20 protein-coding genes are annotated in these 19,700 nt (G+C 57.0%); 9 read left to right on the forward strand and 11 right to left on the reverse strand.

Annotation, left to right across the window (positions count from 1 at the left end):
- Positions 1 to 94: 94 nt before the first annotated feature.
- Both RQI55_RS06975 and RQI55_RS06980 read left to right on the forward strand, forming a co-directional pair.
- On the forward strand, positions 95 to 1,456 hold the full coding sequence (locus tag RQI55_RS06975; RefSeq protein WP_311272557.1) for a glutamine synthetase family protein: 1,362 nt from the start codon (positions 95 to 97) through the stop codon (positions 1,454 to 1,456).
- Position 1,457: 1 nt separating this feature from the next.
- Complete coding sequence (locus RQI55_RS06980) at positions 1,458 to 2,759, forward strand: FAD-binding oxidoreductase (RefSeq protein ID WP_311272439.1); 1,302 nt, start codon at positions 1,458 to 1,460, stop codon at positions 2,757 to 2,759.
- 3 nt (positions 2,760 to 2,762) lie between these two features.
- On the opposite strand, the gene RQI55_RS06985 is transcribed toward RQI55_RS06980, so the two are convergent.
- From RQI55_RS06985 to rirA, 7 genes are all read right to left on the reverse strand, one after another.
- Positions 2,763 to 3,266 carry a gluconokinase gene (locus RQI55_RS06985; protein WP_202905891.1) on the reverse strand — a complete coding sequence of 168 codons (504 nt, stop codon included), beginning with the start codon at positions 3,264 to 3,266 and terminating at the stop codon, positions 2,763 to 2,765.
- 100 nt (positions 3,267 to 3,366) lie between these two features.
- On the reverse strand, positions 3,367 to 4,107 hold the full coding sequence (locus RQI55_RS06990; RefSeq protein WP_243256821.1) for an ABC transporter permease: 741 nt from the start codon (positions 4,105 to 4,107) through the stop codon (positions 3,367 to 3,369).
- Positions 4,104 to 5,042: an ABC transporter ATP-binding protein gene (locus RQI55_RS06995; protein WP_311272440.1), complete on the reverse strand. Its 939-nt coding sequence runs from the start codon at positions 5,040 to 5,042 to the stop codon at positions 4,104 to 4,106. Before RQI55_RS06995 ends, RQI55_RS06990 begins: the two co-directional genes overlap by 4 nt.
- On the reverse strand, positions 5,039 to 6,223 hold the full coding sequence (locus RQI55_RS07000) for an ABC transporter permease (RefSeq protein ID WP_409233701.1): 1,185 nt from the start codon (positions 6,221 to 6,223) through the stop codon (positions 5,039 to 5,041). Before RQI55_RS07000 ends, RQI55_RS06995 begins: the two co-directional genes overlap by 4 nt.
- A 6-nt stretch (positions 6,224 to 6,229) precedes the next feature.
- Complete coding sequence (locus RQI55_RS07005; RefSeq protein WP_243256819.1) at positions 6,230 to 7,147, reverse strand: ABC transporter substrate-binding protein; 918 nt, start codon at positions 7,145 to 7,147, stop codon at positions 6,230 to 6,232.
- 151 nt (positions 7,148 to 7,298) lie between these two features.
- Entirely contained in the window at positions 7,299 to 8,330 is a 1,032-nt protein-coding gene (locus RQI55_RS07010; protein WP_042616262.1) for an AbrB family transcriptional regulator, read from the reverse strand.
- Between the two features lie 140 nt (positions 8,331 to 8,470).
- Positions 8,471 to 8,968, reverse strand: coding sequence for an iron-responsive transcriptional regulator RirA (gene rirA, locus RQI55_RS07015; RefSeq protein ID WP_042616263.1), 498 nt, complete (start codon positions 8,966 to 8,968; stop codon positions 8,471 to 8,473).
- Between the two features lie 206 nt (positions 8,969 to 9,174).
- Here rirA and RQI55_RS07020 point away from each other — a divergent pair, with 206 nt between their 5' ends.
- Positions 9,175 to 10,194 (forward strand): Fe(3+) ABC transporter substrate-binding protein, encoded by a 1,020-nt coding sequence (locus tag RQI55_RS07020; protein ID WP_243256818.1) that lies wholly within the window; start codon positions 9,175 to 9,177, stop codon positions 10,192 to 10,194.
- 50 nt (positions 10,195 to 10,244) lie between these two features.
- Here RQI55_RS07020 and irrA read toward each other — a convergent pair whose 3' ends face one another.
- Positions 10,245 to 10,664 (reverse strand): iron response transcriptional regulator IrrA, encoded by a 420-nt coding sequence (gene irrA, locus RQI55_RS07025; RefSeq protein ID WP_042616265.1) that lies wholly within the window; start codon positions 10,662 to 10,664, stop codon positions 10,245 to 10,247.
- Between the two features lie 299 nt (positions 10,665 to 10,963).
- On the opposite strand from irrA, the gene fabA reads away from it, so the two are divergent.
- From fabA to fabI, 3 genes are all read left to right on the forward strand, one after another.
- A complete protein-coding gene (gene fabA, locus RQI55_RS07030) occupies positions 10,964 to 11,479 on the forward strand; it encodes a 3-hydroxyacyl-[acyl-carrier-protein] dehydratase FabA (protein ID WP_042616266.1) in 516 nt (171 codons plus the stop codon).
- A gap of 81 nt (positions 11,480 to 11,560) precedes the next feature.
- Positions 11,561 to 12,784 (forward strand): beta-ketoacyl-ACP synthase I, encoded by a 1,224-nt coding sequence (gene fabB, locus RQI55_RS07035; RefSeq protein WP_192063219.1) that lies wholly within the window; start codon positions 11,561 to 11,563, stop codon positions 12,782 to 12,784.
- A gap of 6 nt (positions 12,785 to 12,790) precedes the next feature.
- The gene (gene fabI, locus RQI55_RS07040) at positions 12,791 to 13,597 is read left to right on the forward strand and encodes an enoyl-ACP reductase FabI (RefSeq protein WP_243256817.1); all 807 of its coding nucleotides are present in this window, start codon (positions 12,791 to 12,793) and stop codon (positions 13,595 to 13,597) included.
- 60 nt (positions 13,598 to 13,657) lie between these two features.
- Here fabI and RQI55_RS07045 read toward each other — a convergent pair whose 3' ends face one another.
- Positions 13,658 to 14,524, reverse strand: coding sequence for an amidohydrolase family protein (locus RQI55_RS07045; protein ID WP_243256816.1), 867 nt, complete (start codon positions 14,522 to 14,524; stop codon positions 13,658 to 13,660).
- An 85-nt stretch (positions 14,525 to 14,609) separates the two neighbouring features.
- Positions 14,610 to 15,371: a FadR/GntR family transcriptional regulator gene (locus tag RQI55_RS07050; RefSeq protein ID WP_243256815.1), complete on the reverse strand. Its 762-nt coding sequence runs from the start codon at positions 15,369 to 15,371 to the stop codon at positions 14,610 to 14,612.
- 279 nt (positions 15,372 to 15,650) lie between these two features.
- Between RQI55_RS07050 and RQI55_RS07055 the strand changes: the two genes are divergently transcribed.
- Both RQI55_RS07055 and RQI55_RS07060 read left to right on the forward strand, forming a co-directional pair.
- A complete protein-coding gene (locus tag RQI55_RS07055) occupies positions 15,651 to 16,235 on the forward strand; it encodes a TadE/TadG family type IV pilus assembly protein (protein WP_192063221.1) in 585 nt (194 codons plus the stop codon).
- Positions 16,219 to 16,827 carry a TadE/TadG family type IV pilus assembly protein gene (locus tag RQI55_RS07060; RefSeq protein ID WP_243256814.1) on the forward strand — a complete coding sequence of 203 codons (609 nt, stop codon included), beginning with the start codon at positions 16,219 to 16,221 and terminating at the stop codon, positions 16,825 to 16,827. Before RQI55_RS07055 ends, RQI55_RS07060 begins: the two co-directional genes overlap by 17 nt.
- Positions 16,828 to 16,909: 82 nt before the next feature.
- Here RQI55_RS07060 and RQI55_RS07065 read toward each other — a convergent pair whose 3' ends face one another.
- A complete protein-coding gene (locus RQI55_RS07065; RefSeq protein WP_042616271.1) occupies positions 16,910 to 18,232 on the reverse strand; it encodes an MFS transporter in 1,323 nt (440 codons plus the stop codon).
- Positions 18,233 to 18,547: 315 nt separating this feature from the next.
- Here RQI55_RS07065 and cyoA point away from each other — a divergent pair, with 315 nt between their 5' ends.
- A complete protein-coding gene (gene cyoA, locus RQI55_RS07070; RefSeq protein WP_192063824.1) occupies positions 18,548 to 19,636 on the forward strand; it encodes a ubiquinol oxidase subunit II in 1,089 nt (362 codons plus the stop codon).
- Positions 19,637 to 19,700 lie beyond the last annotated feature (64 nt).

Here is a 19,700-nt window from a genome sequence, read left to right on the forward strand (position 1 = left end):
TCATCATGACGGCGCGATATCTTATTTATCAGCTTGTGGATGCTTTCCGTTAGCGACTTTGCCGCGAACCGAAGCCGAAACAAACAGCTGGTGAATAATGGTCGATATTGAATACGCGAAGAAGTTTTTCGAAGAAAATCCCGATATTGAAATTCTGGAAGCGTTCGTCATTGACGTCAATGGCGTGCCGCGTGGCAAATGGATACCGCGGGAGCGTGCCATCGATGTGCTGGAAAAAGGCATGGCGGTTCCGCGCTCGGTCTATGCGCTGGATATTTGGGGCCGCGACGTCAATGCCGCAGGTCTTGCCGAAGGCACTGGCGATCCTGATGGTCTCTGCGTTGCCGTCCCGGAAACGCTATCGCGTGTAACGTGGCTCGGCCGCCCCACCGCGCAGGTTCTGCTGGCCATGAAAGACCCTGATGGCAATGGCTTTTATGGAGATCCGCGCAATGTGCTGGCGCAGGTGCTGGCCGGTTTTACCCGGCGCGGCCTGACGCCTGTCGTTGCGACCGAACTGGAATTCTACCTGATCGATCCCGTTCGCTCCGCGCTGGACCCGGTGCGCCCGCCACGCAGCCGCGAGGGGCGCTGGCACACGGGTCAGACGCAGGTTCTCTCCATCTCTGAATTGCAGGATTTCGAAGGCGTTTTCCACGATATCTCAACCGCATGCCGTGCGCAGAATGTCGCTGCCGATACGACCCTTCGGGAAAACGGGCCGGGGCAATATGAAATCAACCTCAACCACGTGCCCGATGCCCTTCAGGCGGCAGATTATGCGGTGTTTCTGAAACGCATCGTCAAGGGCGTGGCGCGCAAGCATGACCTTGATGCCACCTTCATGGCCAAGCCCTACGGCATGCAGGCTGGCAACGGTATGCATGTGCATTTCTCCATGCTGGATGCCGAAGGTAACAACATCTATGCGAGCGAAAACGGACCTTCCGAAGCACTGATGCATTCCGTCGGGGGGCTTCTGGAAAATATGGGGGAGAGCATGGCGGTGTTTGCGCCCCATGCCAATTCCTACCGCCGTCTGCGCCCGAGCGAACACGCGCCGACCTACGCATCTTGGGGCATCGATAACAGATCCGCTGCGGTGCGCGTGATTGTGGCCAACAAGCACGCAACCCGCATCGAGCACCGCGTGGCGGGGGCAGATACCAATCCCTATCTGGTGCTTGCGATGATCCTCAGTGCCGCACTGGCCGGCATGAAGGAAAAGCGGCAGCCGGGCGGCGCGATCTCTGGCGATAGCCACGCGGTCAACCACGAGCCACTGCCGACAAACTGGGATTACGCGCTTCAGCGTTTCACCCGTTCCAGCTTTGCCTACGCAACCTTCGGGCAGAAATATCGAACGCTCTATTCGGCCTGCAAGCAGCAGGAATTGTCGGAATTTTCGCTCCGCGTGACCGACGTCGAATATGACGCATATATCAGGACGGTGTAACATGGCAGCTGTAACGACCACTCCCAATTCCGGCCACGCCCCCTCCTGGTACGCCGCGTCTGCCAACAGCAAGACCGTGCGCACCGCTTTGCAGGGCGATCAAGATGCCGATATCTGCATCATTGGCGCAGGGTTCACCGGCCTGTCCGCAGCACTGGAACTGGCGGAAAAGGGTTTCTCCGTCATTGTTCTGGAAGGCGAGCGCGTGGGCTTTGGTGCCTCGGGGCGCAATGGCGGGCAAATCGTCAATGGTTACAGCCGCGATCTCCACACGGTCGCAAGACGTTATGGCGCGCAGAAAGCCGCACAGCTGGGCGCAATGTCGCTTGAGGGCGGAAACATCATCCGCGAGCGGGTGGCGAAATACGGCATCGATTGCGACCTTGTCGATGGTGGCTTCTTCGCTGCCTTTACGCCCAAGCAGATCACCGAAATGGCGGCCAACAAGGCCAATTGGGAAAAGCACGGCCATACCGGTCTTGAAATGGTGTCCAAGGCCGAGGTCGGCAAATATGTGAAGTCGGATCGCTACGCGGGCGGCATGATCGACCGTTTCGGCGGCCATATCCACCCGCTGAACTATGTTCTGGGCGAAGCTGCCGCAATCGAGCGGCTCGGCGGGCGCATCTTTGAAAACTCCCGTGTCATCGCCGTCGAACAAGGTGCAAACCCGGTTGTGCGAACAGCGCAGGGCAAGGTCACGGCCAAATATGTTCTGGTCTGCGGTAACGCTTATCTCGGCGGTCTGCTGCCGGAAATCGGTGAGCGCATGATGCCGGTGTCAAGCCAGGTCATGGCAACGGAGCCATTGGATGCTGGCTTGATCGAGGAGCTTCTGCCTGCCAATTATTGCGTCGAGGACGCCAATTACATCCTCGATTATTATCGACGCACCTCCGACAACCGTCTGCTCTATGGCGGCGGCATTGGCTATGGCGGGACCGATCCTGATGATCTGACCAGCGTCATCCGCCCCAATATGCTGAAGACCTTCCCGCAATTGCAGAACACGAAGATTGAGTTCGCATGGAGCGGCAATTTCGCGCTGACGCTGACCCGCATTCCCCATATCGGGCAACTGTCTCCCAACGTCTACTTCTCCCACGGCGATAGTGGTCATGGCGTGACTACAACGCAATTGCTAGGCAAGATATTGGGCGAAGCGGTGGCCGGACATGCGGAGCGCTTCGATGTCTGGTCTTCCCTGCCGAACTACCCGTTCCCGGGCGGCAAGACCTTCCGCGTGCCGCTCACCATGCTCGGCGCATGGTGGTACGGCTTGCGCGACAGGCTGGGTGTGTAGCGGTTAAAGGGCAGCGAGACCCTTCAAGGCGTTCTCGGTGATTTCTTCTGGAGACGCGTCGATGCTGACGGTGACAACACCGGGTTCGCCGGTTGGCACTTCCAAGGTTGCGAGCTGTGTTTTCAACAGGGACAGCGGCATGAAGTGGCCGGTCCGGGCACCCATGCGCTCCGTCAGAAGCGCTTCGCTGCCATCAAGGTAGACAAAGGCAAGGGGACCGCCACAGGCATCCCGCAGACGTTCGCGGTAGCTCTTCTTCAGCGCCGAGCAGGAAATGACGATACCATCAGCCTCAGAACCCTTGCGCAGTTCCGCACCAACAAGATCCAGCCACGGCCAACGGTCATCATCATTCAACGGCGTTCCGGCAGCCATTTTCTCAACATTGGAGGCGGGGTGAAGCTTATCACCTTCCATGAAGGGAATACCGAGCTTTTCCGCCAGCGCCTCGCCAACGGTGGACTTGCCACAGCCGCTGACGCCCATGACGATGATTGCCTGTTTCATGAAGTTCTCCGCATTGTCGAAAGCATGTGGCTATCGCCTACAACATCCTAGCTGCGATGCCAAAACTTTTTCTGCACGTCCGGTTTGAGAGCCTTCGGTATCAATAGCCGGCACGGCGGGAGGCTTTCGCTTCCAACATGGAGAAGGCGCTGTGAATGAGCACGGCGAGTGCCGCGACAACAAGGCCACCTTGCAGGATGAACGCCAGATTGTTGGATTGCAGCCCGGCAATAATGACCTCACCCAGCGTTTTCGCGGCCACCGTTGAGCCGATGGTTGCAGTGGAGAGGCTGATGACGGCAGACAACCTGATGCCGGATAGAATGGCGGGCAGCGCCAGCGGTAATTCCACGCGCCGCAGGCGTTGAAATCCGGTCATGCCCGTTCCCCGTGCCGCCTCCATAATGGCAGGGGACAGAGTGGTGAGACCAGTCACCGTGTTTTCGAAAATCGGCAACAGTGCGTAGAGAAAAAGCGCAATCAATGTCGGCTTTTCGCCAAAGCCGATCATCGGCACGGCCAGCGCTAGAACGGCCACGGGCGGAAACGTCTGGCCGATATTCACGATGCTGCGTGAAAGGGGCAGAAACGCACGCCCGAAGGGCCGCGTCACCAGAATAGCAAGCGTTCCGGCAATCACGATGGCACCCGAAGTCGCGATTGCTACGGTTTGGAGATGGGACAGGGTCAAGGACAAAAGATTGGCCTGCTTGTAGATGGCCGGTGCGTTGGTCTGGACGAGGGGCCGGAAAACCGGCTCGAACGCTTCCGGCCAAACAAGAAATATGGCTAGAATGACAATCAGAGCCGCCAGAAGGATTGGTCCAATTCCAATCTTCATGCGGAGCCAGCAGCGTTTAGCAGGAGGGTCTCGCGCCGGATGCGGCCTGTGATGGTACCCGTTTCATCGGTGACCGGCAGAGTGTCGCGCCCGGCCCATAACATGGCAGACAGCGCATCGCGCTGGCTGGTTGACGAGGGTAAGGCCTCACCATCCGATTGACCCGGCTCGACAATGTCGCCGACCGTCGCGACGGATAGCAGGCGCAGGGGCCTTTCCCGCTCGCCGATCATCGTGCGCACGAAATCGGTCGCCGGCTTCAGCACCAGCTCGGCAGGCCGCCCATATTGCACGATCTTTCCCTTGTCCATCACGGCAATACGGTCTGCCAGATGAAAGGCCTCATCCATATCATGCGTCACAAGAACAATGGTGACGCCAAGCTTCTTCTGGATCGCCAGGAGATCATCCTGCGCCTTGGCGCGAATGATGGGATCGAGGGCGCCGAATGGCTCATCCATCAAGAGAATGTTGGGCTCGGCTGCCAGCGCCCGGGCAACGCCCACTCGCTGCTGCTGCCCGCCTGACAGTTCCGATGGGAAACGGTTGGCGTAAAGGGCGGGATCGAGCTGGAAGAGATCGAGAAGCTCGCCCACCTTGGCATCGATCCGCGCTTTGTCCCAGCCAAGTAATTCCGGCACGGTGGCGATGTTCTGCGCCACGGTTCTATGGGGAAAAAGTCCGTGGCCCTGAATTGCGTAGCCGATGCTGCGGCGAAGCTTGTAGCCGGGCATATCGAGAATATCCTGCCCGTCGATGCGGATGATGCCGGAGGATGGCTCCACCAGCCGGTTGATCATGCGCAGAAGCGTGGTCTTGCCAGATCCCGAGGTGCCGGCAATCACGGTTATGCTGCGTGCGGCGATGGTCAGCGAGACATCGTCAACCACGACCGTTCCGTCATATTCCTTGGTGAGATTGACGACCTCGATCATGCGCGGGATCTCCCGTTGAAGCTGTTGTGCTCGATGATGGCATCCAGCAGGATTGCGGCACTGAAGCCCAGGATGACCGTGGGAATGGTGCCGAGCAGAACGAGATCCATGGCCGTCTGGCCGATACCTTGAAAGACGAACACGCCAAAGCCACCGCCGCCGATCAGCGCCGCAATAGTGGCAAGCCCGATATTCTGGACCAGAACGATGCGAATGCCAGTGAGGATGATGGGAAGAGCCAGGGGGAAGTCGATTCTGAAAAGCCTCTGTGCAGCCGTCATTCCAAGACCTCGCGCCGCTTCGCGCACGGAATTCGAAACACCGTCCAGCCCAACCACCGTGTTGGAAACGACCGGCAGCAACGAATATAAAAACAGCGCGACAAAGGCCGGTGTCATGCCGATGCCGCGAATGCCGAGCGCCGATGCACCGGGGACATTGGCCGCAATCCACCCAAGCGGCGCAATCAACAGGCCGAACAAGGCGATAGAGGGAATGGTCTGGATGATATTGAGGCTGTTCAACACGCCGGTCCTCAACCGTGCTACCTTGTAGCAGAGAACGCCCAGCGGAATGCCCGCAAGTGTAGCGGCAACAAGAGAGCCGATGGCAAGCTGCACGTGCCGCCCAGCCTCTGTCCAGAAAATATCCTGTCGGCTTTGATATTCCTTGAGAATGGAAAGCGCGTCCCAATGTCCCGAAAGGAGTGTGCCAGCCATCACCCCCAGCGCCAGTAAGAGCAACATGACCTTCGTTGCAGGACGAGGGCGAAGGCGGGTTATGGCATCGGTTGCCATCAGGATCAGACCGGCGGCCAGAAGCCAGAAACCGCTGGCAGGCGAAACCCGCGCATAGCTGTTACCGGCGGGCGTGAGATGAGTGGCGGCAATCCCGATCGTGACGGCAAGAATGGCAAGGCTTGCCATCGCCACGCCAAGCCTCAAACGCGCGTCAGTTCGAAAAAACGCAGTCGCTATCGCAATGCTAATAACTGCCAACAGCAGGTAAGCCCATGCCAGCGGAATGGCCTCCAGAATGCCGCGCACTTCACCCTGAACGATCCGGTTGGCGCGGTACGTCGCAAACGGCAAAACGAACAGCACATAGACCAGAAGCGCCCCGATGAGCGCTCCGACCTTGTCCGGTTTGGAAATGGGCCAGTGTGCGGCGCGCTGCAACACGGCGCCTTATTTCACCAGGCCGTTTTTCGTCAGAAAGTCCAGCGCCACTGCCTTGGCCTGCTCGCCACCCACCTGCACACGACCGTTCAGGTCCTGAAGTGTTACAAGATCCAGCTTTTCGAAGACGGGCTTCAGCAGGGTTTCGATTTCGGGATGCTTCTTCAGCACCTCTTCGCGCACAATGGGCGCTGGCTGGTAGACCGGCTGAACATTTTTATCGTCTTCCAGCACAACAAGGCCTGATGGCGCGATGCCACTATCCGTGCCGTAGACCATCGCGGCATTGGCATTGTTGGTCTGGTTGGCGGCGGCGGAAATCGTGGCCGACGTATCGCCACCGGCGAGGGTGATCAGCTGATCGGCTTTCAGGGTGAAGCCATAGGTCTTCTGGAAAGCCGGAAGGGCTGCGGCTGAATTGACGAATTCCGACGAGGCCGCCAGCACGACCTGACCACCATCTGCAATATATTTGCCGAATTCGCTCAGCGTCTTCAGATTGTTCTTCTCGGCCACATCCTTGCGGATCGCGATGCCCCAGGTGTTGTTGGCAGGCGAGGGCGTCAGCCAGACGATTTTGTTGGCGTCGAAGTCCAGCGTCTTGGCTTCCTCATAGGCCTTGGCGGCATCCTTCCAGAGCGGGTCCTCGGCCTTTTCGAAAAAGAAGGCGGCGTTGCCGGTATATTCTGGATAAATGTCGATCTCGCCAGCCGTAATCGCCTTGCGGACAACAGGCGTTGCGCCCAGCTGGATGCGGTCGGTGGTCTGGATGTTGTTCTTGCTGAGAACTGTCATGATGATGTTGCCGAGGACGGAGCCCTCGGTATCGATCTTAGATCCGACGACGACCTGAGCCTGTGCGAGGGAAGCATAAAGTGCGAGGACAAGGCCCGCGCCGGTGAGTTTCATCAAACGCTTCATCCACATTCTCCATTTCAACGAGAGCTCAGGAGGGAAATTCATCCTCATGTCGATATGCAAGCGCACTTCCCCGGTCCGGCTTGAGAAACGAACGGCGCTCACAATAGTTGCATGGAATTTTAGTGAATTCAAACTTTTCAGGCTGCCATACTGAAACTTAGGCGGCGGGTTTCTTCCGCAAGACCCATGGCATTAGCACGGACAAAAACAGCAGGCGCAGAACGTGGTGAGAGCCGACATAGGCGGTATCGGCATGCATCATCACGGCCATGGCGGCCATAGTTTCCAGCCCGCCCGGCGCGAAGGCAATCATGACCGCGTTGATGGGTACGCCGGTCAGGTGCGAGACCAACAGAGCGACGATTGAGGCAAGCAGAACCACGGCGACGGTAACAACGCCGCCTGCCAGAAAAGCCTTGCGCATATCCCGAAGGGAAGCGCGGGAGAAGCGTGTGCCGATCAGGCTTCCCAGAACGATGTACGTCGGCTGGCTCAGCCAGTTAGGGACACCGCCACTGGCCAGGCCGGTAATATGAATGAAGATCGACACCGCAACGCCGCCCAGAAGCAATGCGGCAGGGAAGCGCCAGCGCATAAAGATCCATCCAACCGCCAGCGAGCCGAGAATGGTGAGGCCCAGAACAAGGGGTGGCATGGGTGAGATGAGAACAATAGGATCGATGCTGACAAGATCCAGATACTCGACCAGCAGCGGTACAGCGAGCGTCAGCGCCAGAACGCGAACGCTTTGAATGACGCTGACGCTGGCCAGATCGCTTTTTGTTTCTGCCGTGAGGCTGATGATATAGCTGAGGTGACCGGGCGAGGCGGCCAGCATGGCCGTGTTTCGGTCATATCCGAAGCCATGCTGCAGGATCCAGTAAGCGACATAGAGCAGGATGACCACGGTCACCAGCACGGCCAGAAAGCTGAGAGGCCATGTCTTTGCAGCGTCGATCACGTCAGGCGTGACGCTTGTTCCCATGGAAATGCCGACCACGACGAAGGTGGCATTGCGCAGCGATTTCGGCACGGAAAGCGTCAAGCCGCCAAGTCCAGCCGCCGTCACGGCAATCGCCGGACCGCACAGAAACGGCGCCGGAAGGCCGATCGCAAATGCGACCAGTGCGCCGAGACAGCCAATGATTGCGGTGAGAAAGAAGCTTTTGAGGTCTGGGCTGATGATCATTTCAAATTACAGAAGCAATGCTGGAAGACTGGTTTCGCTTAGCAGTTGCGCCTGTTTTGGCACTATCGTCAACCACCATCCGCGCAAAAATAAAACCCGCAAACAGTGTTTGCGGGTTTGGATGCGTCAAAGAGTGGGCTTCATGCCGCCGGTACGGCAGGGGCCGCAGCCTGGCCACCAACCGGGCGACGCTTCGCCATGGTTTCCTCAAGACCGAGCAGGAAGCTGATCTGTGGGCGTGCCTTGACCAGATCATCGATGGAATACTGTGTCAGCACTTCGAAAAACGCGTTCAGTGCCTTGCGAAGCGCGGAGTTCAATCCGCAGCTGTCTACCAATGGGCATTCAACGGCGCCATCCTCAAAACATTCCGCCATCGCGAAGCTGTCTTCGGTGACCTTGACGACATCGAACAGGCTGATCGTGTCCGCTGGCTTGCCAAGTCTAACGCCGCCATTGCGGCCGCGCACGGTTTCCACGAGGCCTGCCTTGTTCAAAGGCTGAAGGATTTTGAACAGAAAGAGTTCTGATACGCCGTAAGCCTGGGCAATCTCGGGTATGCGGCTGAGGTTGCCCTCATTGGCAGCGCAATACATCAACATGCGGACGGCGTAATTTGTTTGTTTGGTCAAACGCATGCTGATCTCCTGACACCTTCGAATGTGGAGTCATATAGTTGCTTTTTCACTTTAGAACAATTCCAGAATTAAAAAATTCTACATCAGCCATTTCGAACTGAAGAATTGCCCCGTTGACCGTTCGTCCGATTCATGAACAAACAACTCAACTATCTAATTTATCGGAGGCGCTGGCTGTGGCAAGATCGAAATTCCTGATTTGTGCAATGACATCGATGATTTCGGTTGTTGGCGGCGGAATGTCCACAGCTTTTGCGGGTGGGGAGGTCAATGTCTACTCCTACCGTCAGCCCGAACTGATCCAGCCACTGCTCGATGCCTTCACCAAGGAAACCGGAATCGAAGCCAATGTGCTGTTTCTGGATAAGGGTCTGGTGGAGCGCATTCAGGCCGAGGGCGTCAACTCGCCTGCCGATATTCTGTTGACTGTCGATATTGCCCGCCTTGTCGAGGCAAAAGAGGGCAAGGTCACGCAAGCGGTTCTCAACGATCCCATCATCGAGAAAGATATTCCGGCCAATCTGCGTGACCCTGAAGGCGAGTGGTTCGGGCTGACCACCCGTGGCCGGGTCGTCTACGCTTCCAAGGAGCGTGTGAGCCAGAAAGACATCACCTATGAGGAGCTTGCCGATCCCAAATGGAAGGGCAAGATCTGCATACGCGATGGCCAGCATTCCTATAACATCGCGCTTTTTGCATCGATGATTGCCCATCACGGTGTGGATTATACCCGCACATGGCTGACGGGCCTGAAAAACAATCTGGCCCGCAAGCCTGATGGCACGGACCGCAGCCAGGCGAAATCAATCTATTCGGGTGAGTGCGATATTGCGCTGGGCAACACCTATTATGTGGGTCTGATGCTGACCAACGAGCAGGAACCCGAGGAGAAAGTCTGGGGCAATGCGGTGAGGGTGATCTTCCCGAATGCGCAGGATAGAGGCACGCATGTCAATATTTCAGGCGTCGCCATGACCAAATATGCCCCCAACCGGGACAATGCGTTGAAGCTCATGGAATTCCTGGCGTCCGGTGAGGCGCAGGAAATCTATGCGCGGCAGGTTTTCGAATATCCTGTGCTTCCCGGCGCGCAGCCATCTGATGTTGTGAAGAATTTCGGGCCGATCAAGCCGGACACGCTTTCGCTGACCGAGATTGCGGCTCAGCGCAAAAAAGCATCAGAGCTTGTCGATGAGGTTGGTTTCAACGACGGCCCGTCGAACTAACTGATCGATGTCAGGATAGTCCATGCCACTCAGATGGCATGGCGGAGACGTCATCCGCGCTTGCGGCGAAGGCGGATGACCACGTCCACATGGGCGATTTCCATGCCCTCGGGTGGCTCCGGCAGGTTGCCGATTTCCAGATTGTTGACCGGAATATCGAGAACCTCGTTTTCACCTTCAACAAAGAAGTGATGGTGATCGGAGACATTCGTGTCGAAATAGGTTTTTGCGCCTTCCATGGCCAGCACCCGGATCAGGCCCGCTTCGGTAAACTGGTGCAGCGTGTTGTAAACGGTGGCAAGAGAGATCGGCACGCCGGCATTGACGGCTTCGTCGTGCAATTCCTCGACAGTCAGATGCCGGTCGCCCTTTGCAAACAGAAGATCGCCCAGCGCGACACGCTGACGCGTGGGGCGAAGGCCAAAACGGCGCAACCTGGTTCCTATATCTAATGTTGCGTCAAATGCCATGCAATCCGGCCTCAAATGCGATAAATTATTCCAATCCAAGTAGCATATAACTTTTACGCGCAATGCTTTCAATAGTTTCCGCCATCACGGACGCAGCAATTGGCGGCAAACAAGGGTATTTTGCAAATTTCCTCTGGTTCGGGCCTTACGCTTCCTGTATGCGGGCGCCATGTTAAGGCAGACTTCGGCACAAAACATGAGCTGTGACGGGTGCAAGCTGCCCTTGCAGCGCTTCATTTTGCGCCTAACTTGTTCTACAGAAGTCTTTCAACACGTGAAAACGGGGAAACGGATACAACATGGCAACGAGGCAATCGAGCTACAATTACGAGGAACTTCTGTCTTGCGGACGTGGCGAACTGTTCGGCCCCGGCAATGCGCAGCTTCCTCTGCCTCCCATGCTCATGGTTCACCGCATCACGGAAATTTCTGAAACCGGCGGTGCCCACGACAAGGGCTTCATTCGCGCGGAATATGATGTTTCGGCAGATGACTGGTATTTCCCATGCCACTTCCAGGGCAACCCCATCATGCCCGGCTGCCTTGGCCTTGATGGCATGTGGCAGCTGACCGGCTTTTTCCTGGGTTGGCTGGGTGAAGAAGGCCGCGGCATGGCGCTTTCCACTGGCGAAGTGAAGTTCAAGGGCATGGTTCGCCCGGAAACCAAGCTCCTGCAATATGGCATCGATTTCAAGCGCGTCATGCGCGGTCGCCTTGTCCTCGGCACGGCCGATGGCTGGTTGAAGGCCGATGGCGAAACCATCTACCAAGCGTCGGACCTGCGTGTCGGCCTGTCCAAAGAAAAGACCGCCTGATCTTTGATCGTTAGCGTCAGGTCGGCCAAGTCGGCCTGATGCGGCACACATCGCGCGGCAAACACAGAAAAGGTCAACTTCATGAGAAGAGTTGTAGTCACCGGCCTCGGTATCGTTTCATCCATCGGCAACGATGCTGCAGAAGTTACGGCGTCCTTGAGAGATGCGAAGTCGGGCATTTCATTCTCGCCGGATTTTGCCGAGCATGGCTTCAAGTGCCAGGTCTGGGGCAAGCCGTCGCTGGACCCGACCGAACTGGTTGACCGTCGCGCCATGCGCTTCCTGTCTCAGGGCGGTGCTTGGAACCATGTGGCCATGAAGCAGGCGATTGCCGATTCCGGTCTGGAAGAAAGCGTCATCAGCGGCAATGAGCGCACCGGCATCATCATGGGTTCGGGCGGTCCATCCACCCGCACCATCGTTGAAGCTGCCGACATTACGCTGAAGAACAACAGCCCCAAGCGCATTGGGCCCTTTGCCGTTCCAAAGGCAATGTCCTCGACTGCATCTGCCACGCTTGCCACCTGGTTCAAGATCCACGGCGTCAACTATTCCATCTCGTCAGCCTGCTCGACCTCAGCGCATTGCATCGGCAACGCTGCTGAAATGATCCAGTGGGGCAAGCAGGATGTTATGTTTGCCGGTGGCCATGAAGACCTCGACTGGTCGATGTCGAACCTCTTCGATGCCATGGGCGCCATGTCATCCAAATATAACGACACGCCATCCATTGCCTCGCGCGCCTATGACGCCAATCGTGACGGCTTCGTCATTGCTGGCGGCGCTGGCGTTCTGGTTCTAGAAGAGCTTGAACATGCCAAGGCGCGTGGCGCCAAGATCTATGCGGAAATCGTCGGTTACGGCGCAACGTCCGACGGTTACGACATGGTCGCACCATCGGGCGAAGGTGCTATCCGCTGCATGCGTCAGGCACTTGCCAATGTGCAGGGCGAAGTCGATTACATCAACACCCACGGCACATCCACGCCTGTGGGCGACAGCAAGGAAGTCGGCGCGATCCGCGAAGTCTTCGGCTCGAAAATCCCGCATGTCCAGTCCACCAAGTCGCTGACCGGCCACTCGCTGGGTGCCGCTGGCGTTCAGGAATCCATCTACGGCCTGTTGATGATGCAGGAGCGGTTCATCGGCGAAAGCGCCCATATCGAAACGCTGGATCCTGAATTCGAAGGCGTGCCTGTCGTTCGCAAGCGCATCGACAATGCCAAGATCGACACGGTTCTTTCCAACTCCTTTGGATTCGGCGGCACCAATGCCACGCTCGTCTTCCAGCGTTATAACGGATAATTGCCCATGAACGGCATCATGCAGGGTAAGCGCGGCCTCATCATGGGCGTCGCAAACAACCATTCCATCGCCTGGGGCATCTCCAAGGCATTGGCGGCTCAAGGCGCAGAACTGGCCTTCACCTATCAGGGTGAAGCCCTGGGTAAGCGCGTCAAGCCGCTGGCTGCCGAAGTCGGCTCAGACTTCATCGTTCCCTGCGACGTCGAGGATGTCGCCTCGGTTGATGCCCTGTTTGAAGCGGTGCGTGAGCGTTGGGGCTCTCTCGACTTCGTGGTTCATGCCATCGGCTTTTCCGACAAGAATGAACTGAAGGGTCTCTATGCAGACACCACGCGGGAAAACTTCAGCCGCACAATGGTGATTTCCTGCTTCTCATTCACGGAAATCGCAAAGCGCGCAGCAGCATTGATGAGCGATGGCGGTTCCATGCTGACGCTGACCTATAATGGGTCGCAGCGCGTCATCCCGAACTACAATGTCATGGGCGTGGCAAAGGCGGCTCTGGAAGCGTCTGTGCGCTATCTGGCTGCAGATTACGGTCCAAAGGGCATTCGCGTCAACGCCATCTCGGCTGGCCCTGTCCGCACATTGGCCGGTGCCGGCATCTCTGACGCGCGCGCCATCTTCTCCTGGAACCAGAAGAACGCGCCCCTGCGCCGCACGCCCGATATCGATGATATCGGCGGCTCGGCGCTTTATCTTCTGTCCAGCCTGTCGCGCGGCGTGACCGGCGAATGTCATTATGTCGATGGCGGTTTCAACATCACCTCGATCCCGACACTCGACGTGCTCTATAACGCCGATAGCGAATAGACTGAAAATCGCTAGAGAACTGAAAAAGCCCGGCCATGCCGGGCTTTTTGGTTTTTTGGCTTAGAGTGGATTGAAGCCGAAGAGTTGTTCAGGGTTGGTCACCAGCGCCTTCCGGCGCGCTTCATCGGAAGGCAGCCAGGATAGAACCGTGTCCAGCAGGTCTGCATCACTGGGGTATTCTTCCGTGGTCTTGGCGTTGTTGTGCGGCCAGTTGGTGCCCCAGATGATGCGATCCGGCGCATAGTTGGCGATATGGCGGGCCACAGCCGCAATATCCTCGAAATCAGGTCCGCCGACACGGCTGGATTCGTAGCAGCCAGCGAATTTGAACCAGCAATTGCCCTTGTCGATCAACCGCTTCAGAGCCGCAACCTGCTCGCTTTCAAGCGTCACGCCCGCAAAAAACTTGCCGTGGTGATCGAGGATCCAGCGGCTCTTGACGGCGGCCAGACGCGGTTCATGCTCCAGAATGTTGGAGCCATCGAACTGAATGGCAATGCACCAGCCGAGTTCCTGGGCGATGCTATCGATCTCCTCCAGGTGGGTGAGATCAACGGCACCACCGGGCAAATCCATGATGCGCGCGCCGACGACACCGATGCTGACCAGTTCTTCCAGCTCTTTGATCGGTGTCTCACGGGTAACGACCGCCACGCCACGCGCGACGCTGCCCATGTCCCGCAGGCATGCAATCAGATTGCCATTATCGCGTTGATGCGCATTGCCTTGGGTAATCACCACCCGCTCGATGCCGATCCATTTCATCATGCGGCGGTATTCATCTGGTCCCGGCGTGCCTTCCGGAATGGCGGGGCCACCCGCCTGCTGTGGAAAATCGGGCAGATACATGTGCATCTGCGTATCGATTGCCCCTTTCGGCATGGCGGTGCGGGGCTTCTGGCCCTCGAATGTTCTTGTGATGGTCATGAAATCCTCCTCGGCATCGCGCACTTTGATACCGCAACGGTCGCGGGGGTGCTCACGCACGGCCTTAGACCGGCGGTTGGAATTTCTAGCGATCAACCTGCCGAAGCATTGCGCGGTAGCGTTGCTGGCTGCCCTTCAGATGCAGGCGCATTGCTTCGCGTGCAGCCGATGCGTCTCCGTCGGAAATGGCCTGCACGATGACGTCGTGTTCCTTCTGGAGTTGCTGAAGGTAGGAGGCAGCTGATTTTTCCGATTGCGAGGACCGCAGAGCCGCACGGGGAATGATATTTTGCCCCATCACTTCCAGAAATTCGCGAAAGCGTGGATTGTTGGTGGCGTCAGCAATGGCCAGATGCAGTTTGAAATCCGCTTCGGCGGTCGGGTCGCCCTTGTCTATACAGGCCTGAACGGCTGAGAGACAGCGCATGATGGCTTCTTCCTGCGCAGGTGAGCGGCGAACAGCGGCAAGCTCTGCTGCTTCGGTCTCCACGGCTGCCCGCAATTCCAGAAGCTCGATGATCGACGAGATGCGGTCGTGGTCAACATCCTGAAACGGCTGCGGTTGCTGTGTAGGCAGTGTCAGCACGAAGATACCCGCGCCGTGACGTGCCTCCACCAGCTTATCGGCACGCAATGCCGCCACAGCTTCGCGCACAACGGTTCGGCTAACCTTGTAAAGCTCGGTCAGTCCCGCTTCGCTCGGTAGCTTGTCGCCCGGCTTGTACTCGCCCGAAAGAATGGCGTGACGCAAAGCATCTGCAGTCTGGCTCACAAGCGAGCCGCCGGAGCGGCCTGCTGGTGCCTGTTCTTTCACGCTGCTATCGGCGTTTTCGTTGACGCTGGCCAAAATTCACTCCGGGTCATGAGAGATATCGCGCAAGGCGCCATCTCGGCTAAGGATCTCTATGTGCAAATATTCCGCAAATGCGGGGAATTGGCAATATTTATATTATTTCTGCATTCATTGATATGATCTCCTGACGCAGGTGCCAAGCCCTGAAATCATCCCGATAGGGGAAATGCGAAGCTTTCGGGAAAGACAATTTAAACGAAGCCACGCTACAGTTCTATCGCATAAAGCTTTGCGGCAGACATGCTTTCCCGTCATGAAGATAGAAAAAGCTAAATGCGATCATTGGTATCAAAGGCAAAACTTGGTAAAAAGTTTTTGCGCTCCCGGGATGGCTCTGCTGCCATTGAGTTTGCCATTCTCGCAATTCCCTATTTCATGGTCGTTTTTGCCATCATCGAGACCTTTCTCGCGCTGGTTGGCGAACAGCTTGTGATAAACGCGACGGATACGATGGCGCGAAAGTTGCGCACGGGGCAAATTACCAGCACGATTACCAGGGAAGAGTTCAGAACGCAGTTCTGTGCGGAAGTCTCGATCCTGATCACCTGCTCTGCAGATGAGATCAGGACGCCGCAGAAACTCTATGTCGACCTGCGCCGCTTCAACGCTTTCGCCGATATTCCAAAGACGATACCGCTGACGCCGAATGGCGAGTATTTCGATCTTGATGTTTCGGCTTTCGGCTTTTCACCCGGCGGACCCAAGTCCATCAACATGCTGCGCGTCTATTACCGCTGGCAGGTGACCGCGGATCTGGTACGACCCTTCCTCACCAGAATCCGTCCGAAGGATGGTTCTATGCCATCTCATTTCCTGATCGTCGCGACGGATGCCTACCAGAATGAGCCGTACCAGTGAGCGCGACAACATGAAAAGACGATCACACACGATCTGGCGAGCGCTTGTAGAGACGTTGAAGCGTCTGAAACGCGACAAGCAGGGTGTGGGGGCTGTCGAATTTGCCATCATATTTCCGCTTCTGCTGGCGCTCTACATCACGGCTTTCGAACTGACGATCGGCTTCAGTGTCTATAAGCGCGCAACCCGTGCGGCTGGCGCTGTCGCAGACTTGGCCTCCCAGCCCCAGACCGTGAACAAGGCTTATCTCGGCTCCATGCGGGATGTGACTGCTGCGATTTTCGCGCCCTATTCGACAACAGGGCTGAAACTGAAAATCAGCGGCATCGAGGTGGATGCCAACAAGGTGGCGCGGATTAAGTGGTCATGGGATGAGGGTGATAAGCGACCTTACGTTTTAAACTCGATTGTCAGCATTCCCGATAATCTGAAGCAGCCCGGCGCGTTTCTGGTTCATTCCGAGTTGACGAAGCCCCATACGCTTTTGATGTTCATGTCATCCTTGTCATCAAACCTGACATCGATCACCATCGGTCGCGAGTATTACTTCGCAAAACGTGAGGCAGATGCCATCACCTGCTCGGACTGCTAAGGCTCGAAACAAAGCGTATTGCATAAAAAGCCGCTGGTGTCTTACGACCAGCGGCTTTTTCGTTAAGTTGCATCGCGGTGATTTACTCGGCCGGCATATCCAGCGTTCGGCTGAAGTAAAGTGCAATGAGTGTGCAGAGTGCGCCTGACAGCAGGTAGATGCCGACGGCAAACAGGCCGAACTTCGAGGAGAAGCCGAGTGCCACCAGCGGCGCAAAGCCAGCGCCGATCAGCCATGAGATATCCGAGGTCAGGGACGCCCCTGTATAGCGATATTCACGGCTAAAGCGCGATGCCAGCGCTCCGCCGGACTGGCCGAAGGACAGGCCAAGCAGCGAGAAGCCGATGAGCACGAAGAGGTAGCGACCAATGTCGCCCGATGACAGAAGCACCGGTGCCACGAAGCTGAAGACAGCAATCATGGCGGCGGCAATGCCCAGCAGCTTGCGGCGGCCGATCTTGTCTGAGAGGACGCCGGAGACGACAATCATGCCACCGGCAATGATGGCGCTGACGAACTGCACGAACAGGAAGTCGGAGACCTTCTGATCCGTATTGAGCGACACCCAGCTGAGCGGGAAAACGGTGACGAGGTGAAACAGCGCGAAGCTGGCAAGCGGAACGAACGCGCCCGTCAGAACCACGCGCGATTGTTTGCGCAGCATCTGGAACATGGGCTTGGGCTCCAGCTCATGCTGTTGCAGCATGGTCTGGAATTCGGGCGTTACGATCATGCGCAGGCGGGCAAACAGTGCCAGAACATTGAGCGCCAGTGCCACGAAGAACGGGAAGCGCCAGCCCCAGGCCAGAAACTCCGGGTTGGACAACTGCGTGGTGAAGATAATGAAGAATGCACTTGCCAGACCAAAGCCCATGGCCGCGCCAAGCTGCGGCATCATGGCATACCAGCCGCGCTGTTTTTCCGGTGCATTCATGGCCAGCAGGGAAACCAGTCCATCCCAAGCACCACCCAGGCCAATGCCCTGACCGATGCGGAAGACGGCCAGAAGAATAGGGGCAATCATGCCGGCTTCTGCATAAGATGGCAGAAAGCTGATCGCCATCGTTGAACCACAGAGGGTAAATAGCGCAGCGGCCAGTTTGACGGCACGCCCGAATTTGCGGTCGACCTGCAGGAAGATGAGCGAACCGATCGGACGGGCGATGAATGCCAGCGAGAACACGGCAAAGGAATAGAGCGTGGCTGTGAGGGGATCGACGAAGGAGAAGAAGACATGAGGAAACACCAGCGCAGAGGCAATGGCGTAGACGAAGAAGTCAAAAAACTCTGTCATTCTGGCCAGGATGACTGCGATGGTAATGCGGTCAGGATCGACAGCGATTGGCGCTGAAGCCTTGCCATTCGGTCCTCTGTGTTCGTGAAAGGCCGTATCAGTATAACTCATGAAAATTCCCTCCTGCGTAGGCGTAAGCCTTAGTTCAAACGCAGCGCCTCCTCTTGCGTTGCGTCCTATGCGGCGGATTGTCACACAGGGGTGTAAGGCCGTCAATTGGAGAATGCGGGGGAGGGCTTGCAGGGGCCAAAACATGTGCGATAATACGGCAATACCAGCATTTCGACGTGAATTGCCTGTGCCGCGATTGCTGCAGAAAATAATCCATGCTGCACCGCGACAAACTACCTCATGTCATTTATGACGTTTGCCAATTATACCCGACAATACAAGAAACAGTACGAGTATCAGAACGTGCGCACGCTCATGAAAATTCCATCTGCCCTCGTGGCCATTTCGTCTTTGCTTCTGCTCAGCGGCTGCAACCTCGTTGTGATGAACCCTGCGGGTGATATCGCTGTTCAGCAGCGTGACCTCATCATCACCTCGACGGTGCTGATGCTGCTCATCATCGTTCCGGTTCTCGCACTCACGCTGTTCTTTGCGTGGAAGTATCGTGCATCCGCCAAGGCGGAGGATTACGATCCAGAATGGCACCACTCCACGCGCCTTGAAATGGTTATCTGGTCCGCTCCTGTCGCCATCATCCTGATGCTTGGCACGGTGACATGGATCGCGACCCACCGTCTTGATCCCTATCGTCCGATCGAGCGTCTGGACGAGAACCGCGAAGTGACGGCTGATATGAAGCCTTTGACGGTTGAAGTCGTGGCTATGGACTGGAAGTGGCTGTTCTTCTATCCCGAGCTTGGCATTGGTAGCGTCAACGAATTCGCAGCGCCCGTTGATGTTCCAATCAACTTCAAGATCACCGGCACCACGGCCATGAACTCGTTCTTCGTACCTGCACTGGCCGGTCAGATTTACGCCATGGGCGGCATGCAGACGAAGCTTCACGCCGTGATCAACAAGCCCGGCGTCTATGATGGCTTCTCGGCTAACTTTTCCGGTCCCGGCTTCTCGCACATGCGCTTCAAGTTCCATGGTATGAGCCAGGAAGGCTTCGACCAGTGGGTTGCCAAGGCGAAGGATGGCGGTAAGGGCTTCGGCCGCATGGAGTATCTCGAATTCGCCAAGCCAAGTGAGCGCGAGCCCGTGCAGTATTTCGCCAGTGTTGACCCGCAGCTTTACGACGCGATCCTCAACCGTTGCGTCGAGCCTAACAAGCTTTGCATGCGTGACATGATGCATATCGATGCCAATGGCGGTGGCGGCAAGGAAGGCATTGATATTGCCAAGGCGCTGAACTCCGTGGTTTGCACACCGCTTTCGCCCTATGGCGTGGCGATGGGTCCACAGTCGACGCCTGCGGCTATCCAGGGCCAGACATTCGAGCCAGCAGCTTTGCCTGCTACGAAGGCCACTGCACCCAATGCCAGCAAGAGTGCTGGTTGATACGAGAGTTGCCTGCGGCGCGATTTCCGCGCTGCTCTGAACGCTTCGGTCTGTTCGAGGCGTA

It is taken from the genome of Rhizobium sp. WCS2018Hpa-16 (genome assembly GCF_031843705.1).
Lineage (GTDB): Bacteria > Pseudomonadota > Alphaproteobacteria > Rhizobiales > Rhizobiaceae > Agrobacterium > Agrobacterium tumefaciens_C.